The sequence below is a fragment of the Nocardia sp. NPDC004582 genome, from assembly GCF_053602115.1.
On the sequence record NZ_JBSGCY010000153.1, the window covers coordinates 1 to 14747 of the forward strand.

Sequence of the window (14747 nt, forward strand, 5' to 3'; positions counted from 1 at the left end):
GCCCGGCCCGGGCCGCGGTGCGATTGCCGTCCGTCGCCGCGATCACCGCCAGCATCAGCTGCAGAGATCCGTAGAGCGACAGCACTTCCGGCTGCGGGTGGTCGGCCGCCGCGCGCGCGGCCAGCGCCGCCACCGACACTCGCGCGGCTTGTTCGGCCTGCTCCAGTCGTTGCAGGCGCAGGAAGGCCTGTGCCATGCGGTAGGTTCCGGCCACCACGCTGAGCGCGTCACCGGATTCCTCGGCCGCGGCCAAGGCGCGATCGGCCGCGACCCAGGCCGCGTCGACCTCCTCCTGCCGGGTGAACGCGGTCGCGGCCACCTGATAGGCGCGCGAGAGCTGGGTCAGTACTTCCGGTCGCCGCGGGGTGTTCGCCCGCGCGGCGTGTTCCAGGTCCGGGATCAGTTCCAGCAGGCTGCCGCCCACCTCGACCAACCGGGATTCGTGCGCCAGCTGCCAAGCCAGGTCCACGCGCTGTTGCAGCTCGGGGAGTTTCGCGTCCGCCGCGCTCGGCTCGAGCATGCGGTCGGCCTCGTCTCCGAAGAGCTGGTCCAATGCCGGATGTCCGGTGAGCAGCAACCGCAGCTGCTCGAAAACCGCCGAGCCGGGCCGATGCCCGTCACCGCGGTCGGCGGCCACCGGTTCGGCGGCTTCGGGACGCAGATCGCGTACCGCCACGCCGAGCACGTCCGCCAGTCTTTGCAGAACGGACAGTCGCTCAACAGGCAGGACGTCTCGCTCGACCTGCGACACCCAGCTTTCCGAGCGGCGAATCGCCGCACCCAGCTCTTTCTGCGATAGTCCCCGCCGCCGGCGTAACTCCGCTACCCGTGCCCCAAGGGTACTTTCGGCCACCGGGTCAAACTCCTTCTGCCTGATCGGCTTTCCCGGCCGTCACCGCCCGCTTGTTTCGCCGATGTCTACCATGCCCTTCTCCTTCCGCCCATTCCTTCCAAGGGGGGATCTGCCGACAAGGATTCCAGACCGGGCGAGCTTACGGCGCACAGTATGGAACATGGATTTTTCTTATTGCACCGCAATTTTTCTGTGTTTAACGTTTGAAGAGGACCCGTCGAACCAAACGGACGACAAGAGGTGGTCATGCCCGGCGAACTTCTCTTCTTCCTACTCGGAGCCGGAATCGGCGGCGCGGCAATGTGGTTCGCGGCGTGCGCCCTAGCGGCCACCAAGTATTCCTCCACTGCGGACGGGGCGACGGTGCAATCGATCACCGCCCGCCTCGAACGCGAGGGTAACCGGAACTCCCGCGCGGCGAAAGGTCAACCAGTCACCCACCGGGCGCCGACCCGATGACGGCCGCCCCCAAAACCGACGAAGTCCATGTGCGCCTGCGGTTTCCCGGCGGAATGATCTTGGATTACCGTGCCGAGCGCGCAATTGCGGAACGCCTCGCTGCGCATTTGAGACCGCATCGCATTGAAGTCACCATCGACGGCATGCCGATCGATCGGCTCGCGCCACTACCGTGCGCGGAACTCTGGGCCGATTGACCATATCCGAAAACGGACCGCGCACTTTGCGTGCACGGTCCGTAACGGTTAACTCCGATCAGAGAACTGATCAGTTGTTCAAAAGGACTTCGGCGATCTGAATGGTGTTCAGCGCGGCGCCCTTACGCAGATTGTCACCCGAGATGAACAGCGCCAGACCACGACCGTCCGGCACACCCGGATCCTGGCGGATGCGACCCACCAGCGACTCGTCCTTACCGGCGGCGGCCAGCGGGGTCGGCACCTCGGTCAGCCGCACACCGGGCGCCTTGGCCAGCAATTCCTCCGCACGCTCCACCGAGATCGGCCGGGCGAACTCGGCGTTGATCGACAGCGAGTGCCCGGTGAAGACCGGCACGCGCACGCAGGTGCCGCTCACCAGCAGATCCGGCAGACCCAGGATCTTGCGGGACTCGTTGCGCAGCTTCTGATCCTCGTCGGTCTCACCGCTGCCGTCGTCCACCAGTGCGCCCGCGAGCGGAATCACATCGAAGGCGATGGGGGCCACGTACTTGTTCGGGGCCGGGAAGTCCACGGCCGAACCGTCGTGCACCAGCTTCTCGGCATCGCCGATCACCGCGCGCACCTGCGAGGCCAGCTCCTCCACACCGGCCAGGCCGGAGCCCGAAACCGCCTGGTAGCTGGACACGATCAGCCGCTGCAGACCGGCCTCGTCGTGCAGCACCTTGAGCACCGGCATGGCGGCCATGGTGGTGCAGTTCGGGTTGGCGATGATGCCCTTGACCAGGTTGCGGGTCGCCTCCGGGTTCACCTCGGAGACCACCAGCGGCACCTCGGGATCCTTGCGCCAGGCCGAGGAGTTGTCGATGACCGTGACACCGGCGGCCGCGAAACGCGGCGCCTGCACCCGGGACATGGTGGCGCCGGCCGAGAACAGCGCGATGTCCAGCCCGGTCGGATCCGCGGTCTCGGTGTCCTCGACCACGATGTCCTTGCCGCGGAACGGCAGCGTCTTGCCCGCCGAGCGCGAGGACGCGAAGAAGCGCACCTCGTCGGCCGGGAAGTTGCGCTCCTCCAGCAGCTTTCGCATGACGGCGCCGACCTGACCGGTCGCGCCGACGACGCCTACCCGCACACCCATGGCTCTACCGTCCCGTCCCGCCGTGCACCACGGCGACCTCGTCGCCGCCCAGATCGAACGCCGAGTGCAGCACCTTCACGGCCTCGTCCAGGTCGGTGTCCTTGACCAGCACCGAGATCCGGATCTCCGAGGTGGAGATCAGGTCGATATTGATGCCCGCGTCCGCGAGCGACTCGCAGAAGGTGGCGGTCACGCCCGGGTGCGACTTCATGCCCGCGCCGACCAGCGACACCTTGCCGATGTGGTCGTCGTAGACGACCTGGGAGAAGCCGATCTCGCCCTGCTGCTTGGTGAGCAGCTCGACGGCCCGCGGGCCCTCCAGCTTGGGCAGGGTGAAGGTGATGTCGGTCTTACCCGTGTCCACCTTGGAGATGTTCTGCAGCACCATGTCGATATTGATCTCGGCATCGGCGACCGCGCGGAACACCTTGGCGGCGTAGCCCGGCTTGTCCGGAATGCCGACCACGGTCACCTTGGCCTCGCTGCGGTCGTGCGCGACGCCCGTGAGGATTGCTTGCTCCAAGGGGATGTCCTCCATCGATCCGGTAATCATGGTGCCCGTCTTGTCCGTGTACGAGGACCGCACATGGACGGGCACGTTGTAGCGGCGCGCGTACTCGACGCAACGCAGCATCAGAACTTTCGAGCCGCAGGCCGCCATCTCCAGCATCTCCTCGTAGGAGACGGAGTCCAGCTTCTGGGCGTCGGAGACGATGCGCGGGTCGGCGCTGAACACGCCGTCCACATCGGTGTAGATCTCGCACACATCGGCATTGAGCGCGGCGGCCAGCGCGACCGCGGTGGTGTCGGAACCGCCGCGACCCAGCGTGGTCACGTCCTTACTGTCCTGGGACACACCCTGGAAGCCGGCGACCAGCACGATGGTGCCCTCACCGAGCGCCTGCTGCACCCGGCCCGGGGCCACATCGATGATCTTCGCGTTGCCGTGCGTGCCGGTGGTGATGACACCGGCCTGCGAACCGGTGAACGAGCGGGCCTCGGCGCCGAGCGAGTGAATGGCCATGGCCACCAACGCGTTGGAGATGCGCTCACCGGAGGTGAGGAGCATGTCCATCTCGCGAGCCGGCGCGGCGGGCGCGACCTGCTGGGCCAGATCCAGGAGCTCATCGGTGGTGTCACCCATGGCCGAGCACACCACGACCACATCGTGGCCCAGCTTCTTGGTCTCGACGATCCGCTCGGCGACCCTCCGGATGCGCTCGGCGGTGGCGACCGAGGATCCTCCGTACTTCTGGACGACGAGAGCCACGGCGGAAATCCTCCAAGATCGACAAACTGCTGCTACCGAGGGTCAAGACTACCGGCCCAGGTCCACGAGATTTCGCCCCACCTCTCGTCGGCCGCTTTCGGCCATCGGCCAGCTATTCCGGCCGCACGCGGTCCAGCCAGGTCACCTGGGCCCCGTTACTGAATTCGCGGCGCTCGGTGACGGCGAATCGGGCGGGCCGGAATCCGCCGGAGAAGAGCGGCAGGCCCGCGCCCGCGATCACCGGGTAACTCTTGATGATCATCCGGTCGACCTCGTCGGCCAGCTGCCCGGCCAGGTTCGCGCCGCCGCAGAGCCAGATGTCCTTACCTTCTTCCTTCTTCAATCGGCGCACCAGCTCGACCGGATCGCCGGTCACCACTTCCACCCGCGGGTTGTCCACGGGGGCCAGGGTGGTGGAGAAGACGTACTGCTTCAGGTGGTCGTACGGGCTGGCGATGCCCGCGGCGAGCGCGGGCTCGTAGGTGCCACGGCCCATGAGCAAGGTGTCCCATTCATTGTTGGGCGTATCGAGCGGAAGGCCCGCGTGCGGACGGATGTGCGTCGGGACGGCCTCGGGGTACCGCTCGTTGAACCAGGCCGCCATGTCGTCGGCCAGCGGATAGAAGTCGACCTGACCCTCCGGACCCGCGATGTAGCCGTCCAGGGAGACCGCCACGTAGTAGACGAGATTTCGCATGCTGTACCGCCTCATTCGTAGTACTGTGTCCGTAGTGGTTACGAACGTAGTACTACAGATGGAGTGGTGTCAATGGTTCGGACGAATCCCGAACGGCGCAATGCCCTGATCGACGCGGCCATCGAGGTCCTGGCCCGCGACGGGGCCCGCGGGCTAACGTTCCGCGCGGTCGACAAGGAGGCCGGCGTCCCGGCGGGCACGGCCTCCAACTACTTCCCGAATCGGGACGAACTGTTCGTACAGGCGGGCCACCGCTTCTACGAACGGCTACAACCCAGCACCGAGACGATGGACCATTTGTTCACCGGGCCACGCACCCGCGAGACCATCGCCGAACTGATGGCCGAGACCGTCGCCCGGATCACCGGGTTTCGCACCGGCTACCTCGCCCTGCTGGAACTGCGCCTCGAGGCCACCCGCCGTCCGGAGCTGCAGGCCATCCTCACCGAACGGGTGCGGGCCGATCTCGAGTTCAATGTCCGCAATCATCTGGACTCCGGTCTGCCGGGCGACGCCGACTCGGTGCGACTGCTGTACCTGGCCCTGAACTGGCTGATCGTCGAACGACTCACGCTGCCCGGCATCTTCGACGACGACGAGGCGGCCCGGCTGATCCGGATGGCCGTCGAGCGCGCGATCCCGACCTTGTGACCAGGATCACCTTCGGCGAATAATCGCAAGCATGCGAGCAAGTGTCGGTGACCATCTGGTCATCCATGGGCGCAATGTGGGCCTGCCCGATCACACCGCCGAGATCGTCGAGGTGCGAGGCACGGACGGTGAACCGCCCTACGTCGTGCGCTTCGACAACGGCCGGACCAGTCTGGTGTACCCGGGTCCGGATTCGGTGGTCGAATCGGGCTGAGCCGTCCCGGCCACCGGGTCACCTCTACGCCCTCCGCCAATGAATTCCACCCCCGCCGCAGCCGGGGTGGATTCCCGTGCGGAGCAGGGACATTACGACAAATCAGACCGACCAGTCGGTCAGAAGTGGCCGGATGCGCAGTTGACTCTCGCAGCGACCCTGGTCACAATCGGTCCCCGAGTGGAGGGTAGATATGCGCACGAAAACTGACCACCGGTTCGTGATCGACCTCGATCCCGATCAGGTGATGGACGCGTTGCTCATGGTCGAGCAGATGCCCGACTGGTCGCCCTCGCACCAGGACGTCCGGGTCGCCAGCCGCGACAAGTTCGGCCGCCCGAAGCGGGTCTACGTCTCGGCCAGCCTGATGGGCCGCCCGGACCGGCAGGTCGTCGAGTTCACCTGCACCGAGACCCGCGTCGAATGGCGGGTCACCGAGTCCAGCGCCGGCGCCGGCGGCACCAGCTGGTTCGATCTCGCCGAAATCGAGGACGGCGCAACCGAAGTCTGGTACCACTCCGAGCTCTACCTGCCGATCCCGATGCCCGGCATGGTCCTCAAGCGCAGCGCGCGCCGCGAGGGTGAGGCGCTGATCAGCAACTTCATCGCCTTCGTCGAATCCGTCACCGGTCTGCAGGGCCTCGGCGAGGTCGAAGCCGCCCCGGCCGAGGCCGCCGAACCCGCGCCCTACGCCGAGGGCTACGAGCAGGGCGGATACGCCCAGCCCGGCTACCCGCAGCCCGGCTACGCACAGCGCCTGGACTACGGCCGCGGCTTCGAACCCGGCTTCGGCACCGCGTAGCGCCGGGAACCCGCTTGACGCCGACGGCGAACACTCGCGACTGACACTGCCGTTCGCGCGCTCGACCCGGCAGGATGTCTGCCATGCCCGGTTCGGTTCGCACCCGCATGACCCCGGTCGCCGAGGACGCCTCGGTGACCCAGCTGGAACTGTTCTTCGACCTGGTGATCGTCTTCGCCTTCACCATGGTCACCGACTTCGCCGCGCACCAGACCACGGCCGTGAATCTGCTGCGCGCCCTGCTGATCCTGGCCATGCTGTGGTGGGCCTGGATCGGCTACTCCTGGCTCGGCAATGTGATCAAGGCCGACGAGGGCATCGCCCGGGTGGCCATGTTCGTGGCCATGGGCGGGGCCTTCATCATCGCGCTCACCATTCCCGAGTCCTTCCACGATCTGCCGGGCGGCTGGTACGGGCCACTGGTCTTCGTCATCGCCTACCTGGCCGTGCGGCTCGTCCACCTGACGGTGTTCTGGATGGCCAGTACGCACGACGCCCAATTGCGGCGACAGGTGATCCGCTGGGCCGCGGGCTCACTCAGCGTGCCCGCCATCCTGCTCGTCGCGGGCGCGTGCACCACGGGCGCCGCCCAGCTGGGGCTGTGGCTGGCCGCGCTGGTGTGCGACATGGGGTGGACCCTCTTCGCGGGCAACGAATGGCGGCTCTACTCGGCCTCGCACTTCGCCGAGCGGTACGGGCTGATCGTCATCATCGCGCTGGGCGAATCGATCGTGTCCATCGGCGTCGGCGTGGCCGGACTGCCGATCTCGTGGTCCATCGCGGTCGGCTCGATGCTGGGGCTCGGCGTGGCCGGGCTGCTGTGGTGGGCCTACTTCGATGTGGCCGCGCTGGTGGTGGAACGCGCCATGCATCACGCCCAGGGTGCGCGCCGCGTCCAGATCGCCCGCAACTGCTACACCTTCTGGCACTTCCCGATGATCGCCGGAATCGTGGCCATGGCACTGGGTTTGAAGAAGGTGCTCAACTACGTGGGTGGGGCGCAAGGGCATTCGCTCAGCGACCAGCTGCACGGCATCCCGCTGTTCGCGCTGTACGGCGGCGTGGCGGCGTACCTGCTGGCGCTGGCCGGTTTCCGGCACTACGCGACCGGCACGGTGCTGGTGCCGCGACTGGTGACGGCCGCGATCCTGCCGGCGCTGATTCCGCTCGCCTCCGCGCTGCCCGCGCTGGCGGCCCTCGGCATCCTGTGCGCGGTGCTGCTGGCGCTGATCTTGTTCGAGGTGGTGCGCTACGCCCAGCCGCGCGATCTCATCCGGCACGGGACGAACTGAGCGGTCATGCGGGCGCCTCGGCGCCCGGCACGCGCCGGTTGTCGATCGACTCCGGCACCTTGGTGCCCGCGTGCACCGCGGCGCGGAGCTGATTGATGTTCTCGCGCAACGCGTCCGCGACCAGTTCGTCGGTGCGCGGATCGGCCAGCACCTGGAAGATGACCCGGAAGCTGGCGTCGGCGATGCCGCGGATCATCTCCTCGTGGAACGGGATGTAGCGCACCTTCCCCAGCTGCGGGTCGCTGCGGATCACCTCCACGATCATCTGGTCGATCTCGGAACGGTTCTCCTCCAGCGCGCTCGCGATATTGCGGGTGTAGTGCCCGGCGCGCATCACCTCGCCGACCTCGTCGAGCACCCGGATGGTGAGGGGGCGTTCGATGGCCTCGACGATGGCCCCGATCGACCGGTTCACCACGGCCGCGGTGATCCGGTCGCCGAAGGCGCGGTCGGCCACCCGGCCCAGCCGCACCGCGATGACGACGATCCGCAGCAGCCGGAAGCCGCGGAAGAACGGGGAGGTCACCGGAATCATGCCGAGGACCTCGTACCAGTAGATGAACGGGAACGTCCAGCTCCAGCCCTCGCGCCGCCAGCGCCACAGGAATTCGGCCAGGAAGACCACGCAGATGCTGTAGTCCGCGATCCGGATCAGCCGGTAGGTGTGGTCCGAGACCGGGAAGAAGGTGATCCAGGTGACCAGGACGACGGAGACCACCGCGAGCGCGAGCATGACGAAATCGCTCCATAGAGCAGGGGGCTTGCGCGGAAACTCATCGGCCTCCGGTTCGTCGAGCACGGTCACGACGTCCCCTTCCTCCTCGAACGGTCCCGCCAGCGTAGTCGGCGCAAACACCCGGCGAGGCAGTGTTCCGCACCGCAACTTTCCTGCCGACCGGTCTTTCCCGGTCGCAGAATTCCGCGCGGCAAGCTTGTCCACAGCCCCGGCGGGAACTGTGGACAACGTCGAAAGACGTTCCGCCCGGCTACTTTCCGGCGCGGATGATGGCCTCGATATTGCGTTCGGCGATCGCGGTGATGGTCAGCGACGGGTTCACCGTGGCCGTGCTGCCCGGAATGGCCGCGCCGTCCATGACGTACAGACCCGGGTGGCCGGCGACCCGGCCGTAGCCGTCGGTCGCGCGTCCGAGCACCGCGCCGCCCAGCGGGTGCGCGGTGAAGAAGCCCTGCGCGTCGAAACCGATGGCGTTGTAGTCCATCATCGCGCCGCTGGCCTGCCCCACCTTGCGATCGACGGCGCGGCAGGCGTCCACGATCCGGCCCTGCGCGTCCCGCGGCCAGGCCAGTCCCACGGCGTCGCGGCCGCGGTCGTAGCCGAAGCGGGCGCGGGTCGGGTCCAGCACGATGCCCAGCGAGGCGATGGCGCCGGTGTCCACGGGAATGCCCGGCACGTACCAGTTCTCGAGGTGCAGCGGCATGCCCGAGTCGTCGAAGATGCGGCTGGCGCTGGGCACCCCGCCGCCGTTCATGGACGGGTAGCTGAAGCTGCGGGCCAGCACCACGTCGCCATTGGTGCCCCAGCCGTCGCCGATGTGCTCGTTGAGGTTGCGCAGGGTGCCGGTGGCCTGGGCGCGCACCAGCAGCTCGGAGGTGCCGACCGAGCCCGCGCCCAGGAACAGCTTGTCGCAGGTGAGGGTGCGGGTGCGCAGCACCTGGCCGGTCGGGGCCAACTTGCTCACGGTGACAACGTATTTGCCGTTGGCGTCCTGGCCGATGGTGTCGACCCGGTGGCCCGGGAAGATGCCGGTGCGGCCGGTGCCCTCGGCGTAGCGCAGGTAGTTCTGGTTGAGGTCGAACTTCGCGCCGTTGGAGTTGCCGAGATTGCTGCGCGCTGCGGTGGCCGAGGCGCGGCTGTTGCCCGCCAGCTCGGCGCGCAGCACGTCCCAGTTGAAGATGGAGTCGTTGGCCTCCGGCGTGTACCCCGCGGCCCGGACCTGCTGATCCCACACCCGCGAGTGTGCGAACGGCGCGGAGTCGTAGATGTCCTGCGGCATCGTGGACAGCCGCAGCATCTGCCGGACCCGCGGGTAGTACACCGAGTCCAGCTCGTCGAAGTTCACCACGCCGCCGAAGACGTGGTCGAACAGGTGCTTCGGCGGCGCGACCATGGCGCCGGTGAACACGATCGACCCGCCGCCCACCGCGGAGGCGCGCCACACGTCGATGCCGGGGTACTCGGTGACGTCCAGGACGCCGCCGAAGTCCGCGACCGGCACGGGCACCTTGGTGATGCCGGTGAAGCTGGTGCGATGCCAGAAGCCGCGTCCGTCGGGTAGGTCGTCGCCGGTGAAGATCTCCCGCCACGGGTCGTTGGGCCAGCGGGAACCACGTTCCAGCACCGTGTTCTGAATGCCGGCCTCGGCCAGGCGCAGCGCGGTCACGGCGGCGCCGAAGCCGGAGCCGATGACGATGGCCTCGGTGTGCTCGGGTGGATCCGGCAGCGGCGCAAAGATTTCCGGGACCCACGCCTCGTACAGGGCGTTCATCAGCGGATTGGCCGACGCGGTCCCGGCGCCGCGCGAGGCGGCACCCGTTCCGACGCCCGCCAGTAGTGCCGCCATCCCGGCAGCCTTCAACATGGTGCGCCTACGCAACCGGTCACCTCCCTCATCACGCGTGACCGCGCGCGAGATTACCGGCCGGTCGCCGTCGCCTCAATACCTTGGTGAGAGATCACCAATCGGACATTCGGGACGGCTATGGCGCGGCGCAAGCCCCCGATCCCGTGGGCGACGCCGGAATCAGCCCGCCATCAGGCCCGGAGGCGCTCCCGGCGGAGCTGATCGACCTCCGGAAGCTCCAGCGACGGAAGCGAATCCACACCGAGCGCGCGGCCCAGCAGGTAGTCGGCGAGCTCGGGATTGCGGGCCAGGGCGGGGCCGTGCATGTAGGTGCCGAGCACCGAACCCTGGATGACGCCCTCGAGCCCGTCCCCGACGCCGTTGCCGACGCCCTTGGTGACCCGGGCCAGCGGTTTGGCGTCGCCGCCGAGTTTGGTTCCGCCGCGATGGTTCTCGAAGCCGGTGAGCGGCTGGGACAGGCCGGGCACCAGCGGCTGGGTGGCGACCTCGCCGATGGCCCGCTTGTCCTGGGGGGCGGTGGTGACGTCGAACAGGCCCACGCCGTCGACGCGCTCGCCCGACGACGTCTCGTACCAGTGGCCCAGCACCTGGATGGCCGCGCAGATGGCCAGCACCGGCGCGCCCCGCCCGGCGGCCTCCTGCAGGCCGGGATAGCGCTGCAGATGGCGGGTGGCCAGTCGCTGCGCCGAATCCTCCGCGCCGCCGAGGGTGTAGAGGTCCAGCGAGTTGGGAACCGGCTCGGTGAGCGGGATCTCGACGATCTCGGCGTCGTAGCCGCGCATGCGCAGCCGCTGGCGCAGCACCACGGCATTGCCGCCGTCGCCGTAGGTGCCCATCACGTCCGGAAGCACGAGGCCGATGCGGACGGTCGATTCTCGTGTCATGCCTTGGCGCCCGTCTTCTCTTCGAGGTCGCGGTTCAGGTCGCGGAACGCGGTGTAGTTGGCCAGTACCTCGACCCGTCCGGGCGGGCACGAGGCGATGGCGCGCAACGGATCCGCGACCGTGATGTGTTCCACGCCGGCGTAGGTGAGGCGCACCGCGAGGTCGGTGGCGCGTTCGCCGGCGGCCACCACCTGGGTGCCCTCGAAGTGCTCGAAGCGCACGTCCCACAGCCAGGACAGGTCCTCGCCGTCGGGCACCTGGCCGTTGACCGCGATCACCAGACCCGTTGCGGCCGGGTCGATCATGGACAGCGCCTCCTGCCAGCCGGCCGGGTTCTTGGCCAGCAGCATGCGGGTGCTGCGGCCGTCCACGTCGACGCTGCGGTAGCGGCCCGCGATCTCCTTCACGGTGCCGGTGGCCGCGGCGGCCACGGCCGGATCCGCGCCCAGCGCGACCGCGGCGGCGACCGCCTGCGCGGCATTGCCGCGGTTGGCGCGGCCCGGAAGGGCAAGGGCGAGCGGCAGTTCCAGGCCGTCAGGGCCGTGCAGGCCCGCCTCGTCGACCCGCCACCGCGGTTCCGGGCGCTGGAAGTCCGCGCCCGTGCTGTACCAGTGCTCGCCCTCCCACACGATGGGCTCGCCGCTGCGCGGGCAGCTGGTGGCGTCCACCGCCCAGCCGCTGCCGGCCGAGACCCACACCACGTTCGGGTGGTCGTAGGCGATGGAGGTGACCAAGACGTCGTCACAGTTGGCGATGAGCACGGCGGCGGGATGCCGGGCCATGCCCTCGCGCAGGCGGCGCTCGATCATATTGATCTCGCCGACCCGGTCGAGCTGGTCGCGGGAGAGATTCAGCAGCACCACCACCGACGGGTTCAGGGCGTCGGCGACGTGCGGCAGGTGCAGTTCGTCCACCTCGATGGCCGCCAGCGGGGCGGTGCGGTGCGCGGTGAGCGCGGCCACGATCCCGGCGTCCATGTTGGCGCCGTCGGCCTGGGTGGCGACCCGGCCCAGCGACCGCAGCGCCGCGGTGGTCATGCGGGTGGTGGTGGACTTGCCATTGGTGCCGGTGACCAGCACCGTGCGCTTCCCGCGACCGAGCTGCGTCATGAGCGAGGGATCGATCTTCAGCGCGATCAACCCGCCGATCATCGAGCCGTTGCCCCGCCCGGCCCGCCGCGAGGCCCACGACGCCGCCGTCGCCGCCCGCAGCGCCAGCTGTCCGCGCATCGAGATGTCTGCCACGACCGCGAGTTTATGGGGAACGAGGAATCAGCGTGCAGGCGGTGGTGGCGGCGGCGCCGTGATTCGCGCCGCAATCAGTCGTTGTAGAGCTTCTTCTGATAGCTGTCGGCGCTGTAGTACTCCTCGAGCTGTTCGACGGTCTCGGGTGTGGTCGGCTGCACATCCTTGACCAGCCGCGCCGTGCCCGGCAGCGTGTCGGCCGCCCACCGCTCCGGTTGCCAGAGGCCGCTGCGCATGAACGCCTTGGCGCAATGGAAGAAGATCTGCTCGATATCGATCTCGATGGCGAGGATCGGGCGATGGCCCTTGACGATCATGTCGTCGAAATACGGTGCGTCCCGCAGCAATCGGGCGCGGCCGTTGATCCGCAGGGTGTCGTTGCGGCCCGGGATCATGAAGAGCACCCCCACGTGCGGATTGCTCAGGATATTGAGGTAGCCGTCCGCGCGGCGGTTGCCGGGCCGCTCCGGGATCGCGATGGTCTTGTCGTCGAGCACCCGCACGAAGCCGGCCGGATCGCCCTTCGGCGAGGCGTCGCAGGTGCCGTCCGCGGCGCTGGTGGCCAGCACCACGAACGGTGAGCGCGCGATCCACTCCCGATCCCGCTCGTGCAGGGTGTAGCGGTCCTTGTTCCGGGGCCGCGGAGCGACCTCCCCCAGCAGTTCACGCAGTTCGACCGGGTCCGTGATCTCGCTCATGTACCCGATTCAACGCGCACGGGAGGGCCTCACACCAGCGCTTTTCCGCCGGTGTGAGGAATTCCCTAGGCGTCGAACAGATTCGGCTGCCCGGCCGCGTACCGCTGCGCGTCCAGCTGCCGGAACGGCTCCAGCTCCGGTGCGCGGTAGAGCATGAACAGCTTGCAGCGCGGGGCGTCCGAACCGGTCACGTCGAGCAGCTTGTTGACCGCGGCACGGGCCGATTCCGAAGCACCTTCCATGGTGGCGAGGTCCACGTTGGTGCGTACGTAATCGCCCGCCAGATACAGGTTCTGGAGGCTGTCGGAATGCGAATCCGGGCGCAGCGCCAGCGAACCCGCGGTATTGATCAGCAGCGGGTCGGCATTGGTGTTGCGCTGCTGCGCCGCGTCCCATGCGATGCCGGTGTCGAGGAACCAGGAGTGCAGGTCGTCCTTGCGCAGCAGCTCACCGCGGTCGTTGAGGTGCGCGTCGAGCTGCGCCCAGGTCTCGCGGGCGATCTCCTCGTGGGTGCACTCCTTGGCCGGCTTGCCGTAGAGGATGCCCGGGGTGTTCCAGTCGGAGATGTCGACCGACAGGCAGTCCTGCACGGTGCCGTCGCCCAGACCGGTGACCGGGGTGCGATTCCAGAACTGGCCCTGCGCGATCGAGGTGAGCGACCACGGCGAATCCACGTAGGCGACGTGGCCGCGCGCGATATCGGTGCGGCGGCGCAGGAAGAACTGGATACCGCTCATCCAGTCCACGGTGAGCTGGTTCATGCCCGCCAATTCCGGCCGCAGCGACAGGATCTCGGGGGTCCACAGGGTGCGGGCCACCTCGACCGGCAGCGCGCTCACGAAATGGTCGGCCTCGATTGTCTGGGCCGCCCCGGACGAATCCACCATCCGCGCACCGGAAATCCGCGCCCCGTCCAGTTCCAGTCCACGGATCTCGGCGTTGACGAAGGTGACGCCGAGTTCGCGCAGCCGGTTGACCCAGGGGTCGATCCAGGCCTCGTTGGTGGAGCCGTTCAGCAGCCGGTCGAGCGGGCCGTCATTGCCGGTCTCGAGCGGGTTGCCCAGGAACTGCTCACCCATATTGCCGATGGTGCGGGTGCTGGCCTTGTCGTCCTTGGCGGCCACCAGCAGGGTGGTCAGCGTTCTGGACAGCAGCATGCGGAATTCGTTGGAGCGCTTGCCCGCACCGACGTAGTCCCGCCACGCCACGCTGTCCCACTGGCCATTGCGCCGCGCGTCGCAGCTGGTGTTGAAGACCAGCAGGCGATTGGCGAAGTAGAGGGCGTCGGCCGTGCCCATATTGGTGGAGGTGGTGATCGCGGACCCGACGGTTTCGCGGAAATTGTCGGGGGTGGACCACGGCTTGCCGGCCTTGCCCATCGGAATGATGGTGTCGTCGGTGCCCTTGCGCGAGAAGCGCGCCTCCGAGGCCGCGACCAGGTTGTCCCATACACCATTGGCATTGCCCGCGAACGGGATTCGCCGCATGGTGTCAGGAATGTGACGGTAGAAGCCGGGGAAGAAACGGAATCCGTGCTCACCCCACAGTTCCGGCTTCCCGTCCTTGCCACTGCCCGGGACGGGGATACTGCGCGCCTTGCCGCCCAGTGCCCGCCGCTCGTACAGGGTCACCTCGAAACCGCGTTCGGCCAGTTCGTGCGCCGCGGTCAGACCCGCGACGCCGCCGCCCAGCCGGACCTGGCCCGCGACGACGCCGCCCGCGCGTATTTCCTGCTGCCCGACGGCAATCCGAAGCAGGCGGGCACCACGCTGGTCAATCCG

The 14747-nt window shown here is 68.2% G+C and carries 15 protein-coding genes; 5 read left to right on the forward strand and 10 right to left on the reverse strand.

What is annotated here, in order from left to right:
• Nucleotides 1–853, reverse strand: an 853-nt coding sequence (locus ACWELJ_RS29060) for a helix-turn-helix domain-containing protein (protein WP_452369310.1), incomplete at its 3' end; no start/stop codon positions are given.
• A gap of 455 nt (nt 854–1308) precedes the next feature.
• Between ACWELJ_RS29060 and ACWELJ_RS29065 the strand changes: the two genes are divergently transcribed.
• On the forward strand, nt 1309–1509 hold the full coding sequence (locus ACWELJ_RS29065; RefSeq protein WP_357087801.1) for a hypothetical protein: 201 nt from the start codon (nt 1309–1311) through the stop codon (nt 1507–1509).
• Nucleotides 1510–1579: 70 nt separating this feature from the next.
• Here the strand turns inward: ACWELJ_RS29065 and ACWELJ_RS29070 are convergent, their stop codons facing one another.
• The 3 genes from ACWELJ_RS29070 to ACWELJ_RS29080 form a co-directional block, all read right to left on the reverse strand.
• On the reverse strand, nt 1580–2611 hold the full coding sequence (locus ACWELJ_RS29070; protein WP_452369311.1) for an aspartate-semialdehyde dehydrogenase: 1032 nt from the start codon (nt 2609–2611) through the stop codon (nt 1580–1582).
• Nucleotides 2612–2615: 4 nt separating this feature from the next.
• Entirely contained in the window at nt 2616–3881 is a 1266-nt protein-coding gene (locus tag ACWELJ_RS29075; RefSeq protein WP_452369312.1) for an aspartate kinase, read from the reverse strand.
• A 112-nt stretch (nt 3882–3993) separates the two neighbouring features.
• On the reverse strand, nt 3994–4578 hold the full coding sequence (locus ACWELJ_RS29080) for a dihydrofolate reductase family protein (protein WP_452369313.1): 585 nt from the start codon (nt 4576–4578) through the stop codon (nt 3994–3996).
• Between the two features lie 72 nt (nt 4579–4650).
• Between ACWELJ_RS29080 and ACWELJ_RS29085 the strand changes: the two genes are divergently transcribed.
• The 4 genes from ACWELJ_RS29085 (at nt 4651) to ACWELJ_RS29100 (ending at nt 7537) form a co-directional block, all read left to right on the forward strand.
• Nucleotides 4651–5229, forward strand: a complete 579-nt coding sequence (locus ACWELJ_RS29085; protein ID WP_452369314.1) for a TetR/AcrR family transcriptional regulator — start codon at nt 4651–4653, stop codon at nt 5227–5229.
• Between the two features lie 31 nt (nt 5230–5260).
• The gene (locus ACWELJ_RS29090; RefSeq protein ID WP_452369315.1) at nt 5261–5443 is read left to right on the forward strand and encodes a DUF1918 domain-containing protein; all 183 of its coding nucleotides are present in this window, start codon (nt 5261–5263) and stop codon (nt 5441–5443) included.
• A 193-nt stretch (nt 5444–5636) separates the two neighbouring features.
• Entirely contained in the window at nt 5637–6245 is a 609-nt protein-coding gene (locus ACWELJ_RS29095) for an SRPBCC family protein (RefSeq protein WP_452369316.1), read from the forward strand.
• An 83-nt stretch (nt 6246–6328) separates the two neighbouring features.
• Complete coding sequence (locus ACWELJ_RS29100; RefSeq protein ID WP_452369317.1) at nt 6329–7537, forward strand: low temperature requirement protein A; 1209 nt, start codon at nt 6329–6331, stop codon at nt 7535–7537.
• A 4-nt stretch (nt 7538–7541) separates the two neighbouring features.
• Here ACWELJ_RS29100 and ACWELJ_RS29105 read toward each other — a convergent pair whose 3' ends face one another.
• The 6 genes from ACWELJ_RS29105 to ACWELJ_RS29130 all read right to left on the reverse strand — a co-directional run bounded on the left by ACWELJ_RS29105 (nt 7542) and on the right by ACWELJ_RS29130 (nt 14744).
• On the reverse strand, nt 7542–8393 hold the full coding sequence (locus ACWELJ_RS29105; protein ID WP_452369318.1) for an ion transporter: 852 nt from the start codon (nt 8391–8393) through the stop codon (nt 7542–7544).
• A 130-nt stretch (nt 8394–8523) separates the two neighbouring features.
• On the reverse strand, nt 8524–10119 hold the full coding sequence (locus ACWELJ_RS29110) for a GMC oxidoreductase (protein ID WP_452369319.1): 1596 nt from the start codon (nt 10117–10119) through the stop codon (nt 8524–8526).
• 191 nt (nt 10120–10310) lie between these two features.
• The gene (locus ACWELJ_RS29115; RefSeq protein ID WP_452369320.1) at nt 10311–11024 is read right to left on the reverse strand and encodes a type 1 glutamine amidotransferase; all 714 of its coding nucleotides are present in this window, start codon (nt 11022–11024) and stop codon (nt 10311–10313) included.
• On the reverse strand, nt 11021–12253 hold the full coding sequence (locus ACWELJ_RS29120; protein ID WP_452369322.1) for a MurT ligase domain-containing protein: 1233 nt from the start codon (nt 12251–12253) through the stop codon (nt 11021–11023). The genes ACWELJ_RS29115 and ACWELJ_RS29120 overlap by 4 nt, the downstream gene beginning before the upstream one ends.
• Nucleotides 12254–12342: 89 nt before the next feature.
• Nucleotides 12343–12966: a pyridoxamine 5'-phosphate oxidase family protein gene (locus ACWELJ_RS29125; protein ID WP_452369321.1), complete on the reverse strand. Its 624-nt coding sequence runs from the start codon at nt 12964–12966 to the stop codon at nt 12343–12345.
• Between the two features lie 65 nt (nt 12967–13031).
• Nucleotides 13032–14744 carry a hydroxysqualene dehydroxylase gene (locus tag ACWELJ_RS29130; RefSeq protein WP_452369323.1) on the reverse strand — a complete coding sequence of 571 codons (1713 nt, stop codon included), beginning with the start codon at nt 14742–14744 and terminating at the stop codon, nt 13032–13034.
• Nucleotides 14745–14747: the final 3 nt, after the last annotated feature.

Excerpts from the sequence above, each read along its gene's own strand:
- ACWELJ_RS29125 (WP_452369321.1), bottom strand. The coding sequence starts at position 12,966 with ATGAGCGAGATCACGGACCCGGTCGAACTGCGTGAACTGCTGGGGGAG.
- ACWELJ_RS29100 (WP_452369317.1), top strand. The coding sequence starts at position 6,329 with ATGCCCGGTTCGGTTCGCACCCGCATGACCCCGGTCGCCGAGGACGCC.
- ACWELJ_RS29080 (WP_452369313.1), bottom strand. The coding sequence starts at position 4,578 with ATGCGAAATCTCGTCTACTACGTGGCGGTCTCCCTGGACGGCTACATC.
- ACWELJ_RS29070 (WP_452369311.1), bottom strand. The coding sequence starts at position 2,611 with ATGGGTGTGCGGGTAGGCGTCGTCGGCGCGACCGGTCAGGTCGGCGCC.
- ACWELJ_RS29115 (WP_452369320.1), bottom strand. The coding sequence starts at position 11,024 with ATGACACGAGAATCGACCGTCCGCATCGGCCTCGTGCTTCCGGACGTG.
- ACWELJ_RS29065 (WP_357087801.1), top strand. The coding sequence starts at position 1,309 with ATGACGGCCGCCCCCAAAACCGACGAAGTCCATGTGCGCCTGCGGTTT.
- ACWELJ_RS29085 (WP_452369314.1), top strand. The coding sequence starts at position 4,651 with ATGGTTCGGACGAATCCCGAACGGCGCAATGCCCTGATCGACGCGGCC.
- ACWELJ_RS29095 (WP_452369316.1), top strand. The coding sequence starts at position 5,637 with ATGCGCACGAAAACTGACCACCGGTTCGTGATCGACCTCGATCCCGAT.
- ACWELJ_RS29090 (WP_452369315.1), top strand. The coding sequence starts at position 5,261 with ATGCGAGCAAGTGTCGGTGACCATCTGGTCATCCATGGGCGCAATGTG.
- ACWELJ_RS29110 (WP_452369319.1), bottom strand. The coding sequence starts at position 10,119 with ATGGCGGCACTACTGGCGGGCGTCGGAACGGGTGCCGCCTCGCGCGGC.
- ACWELJ_RS29120 (WP_452369322.1), bottom strand. The coding sequence starts at position 12,253 with ATGCGCGGACAGCTGGCGCTGCGGGCGGCGACGGCGGCGTCGTGGGCC.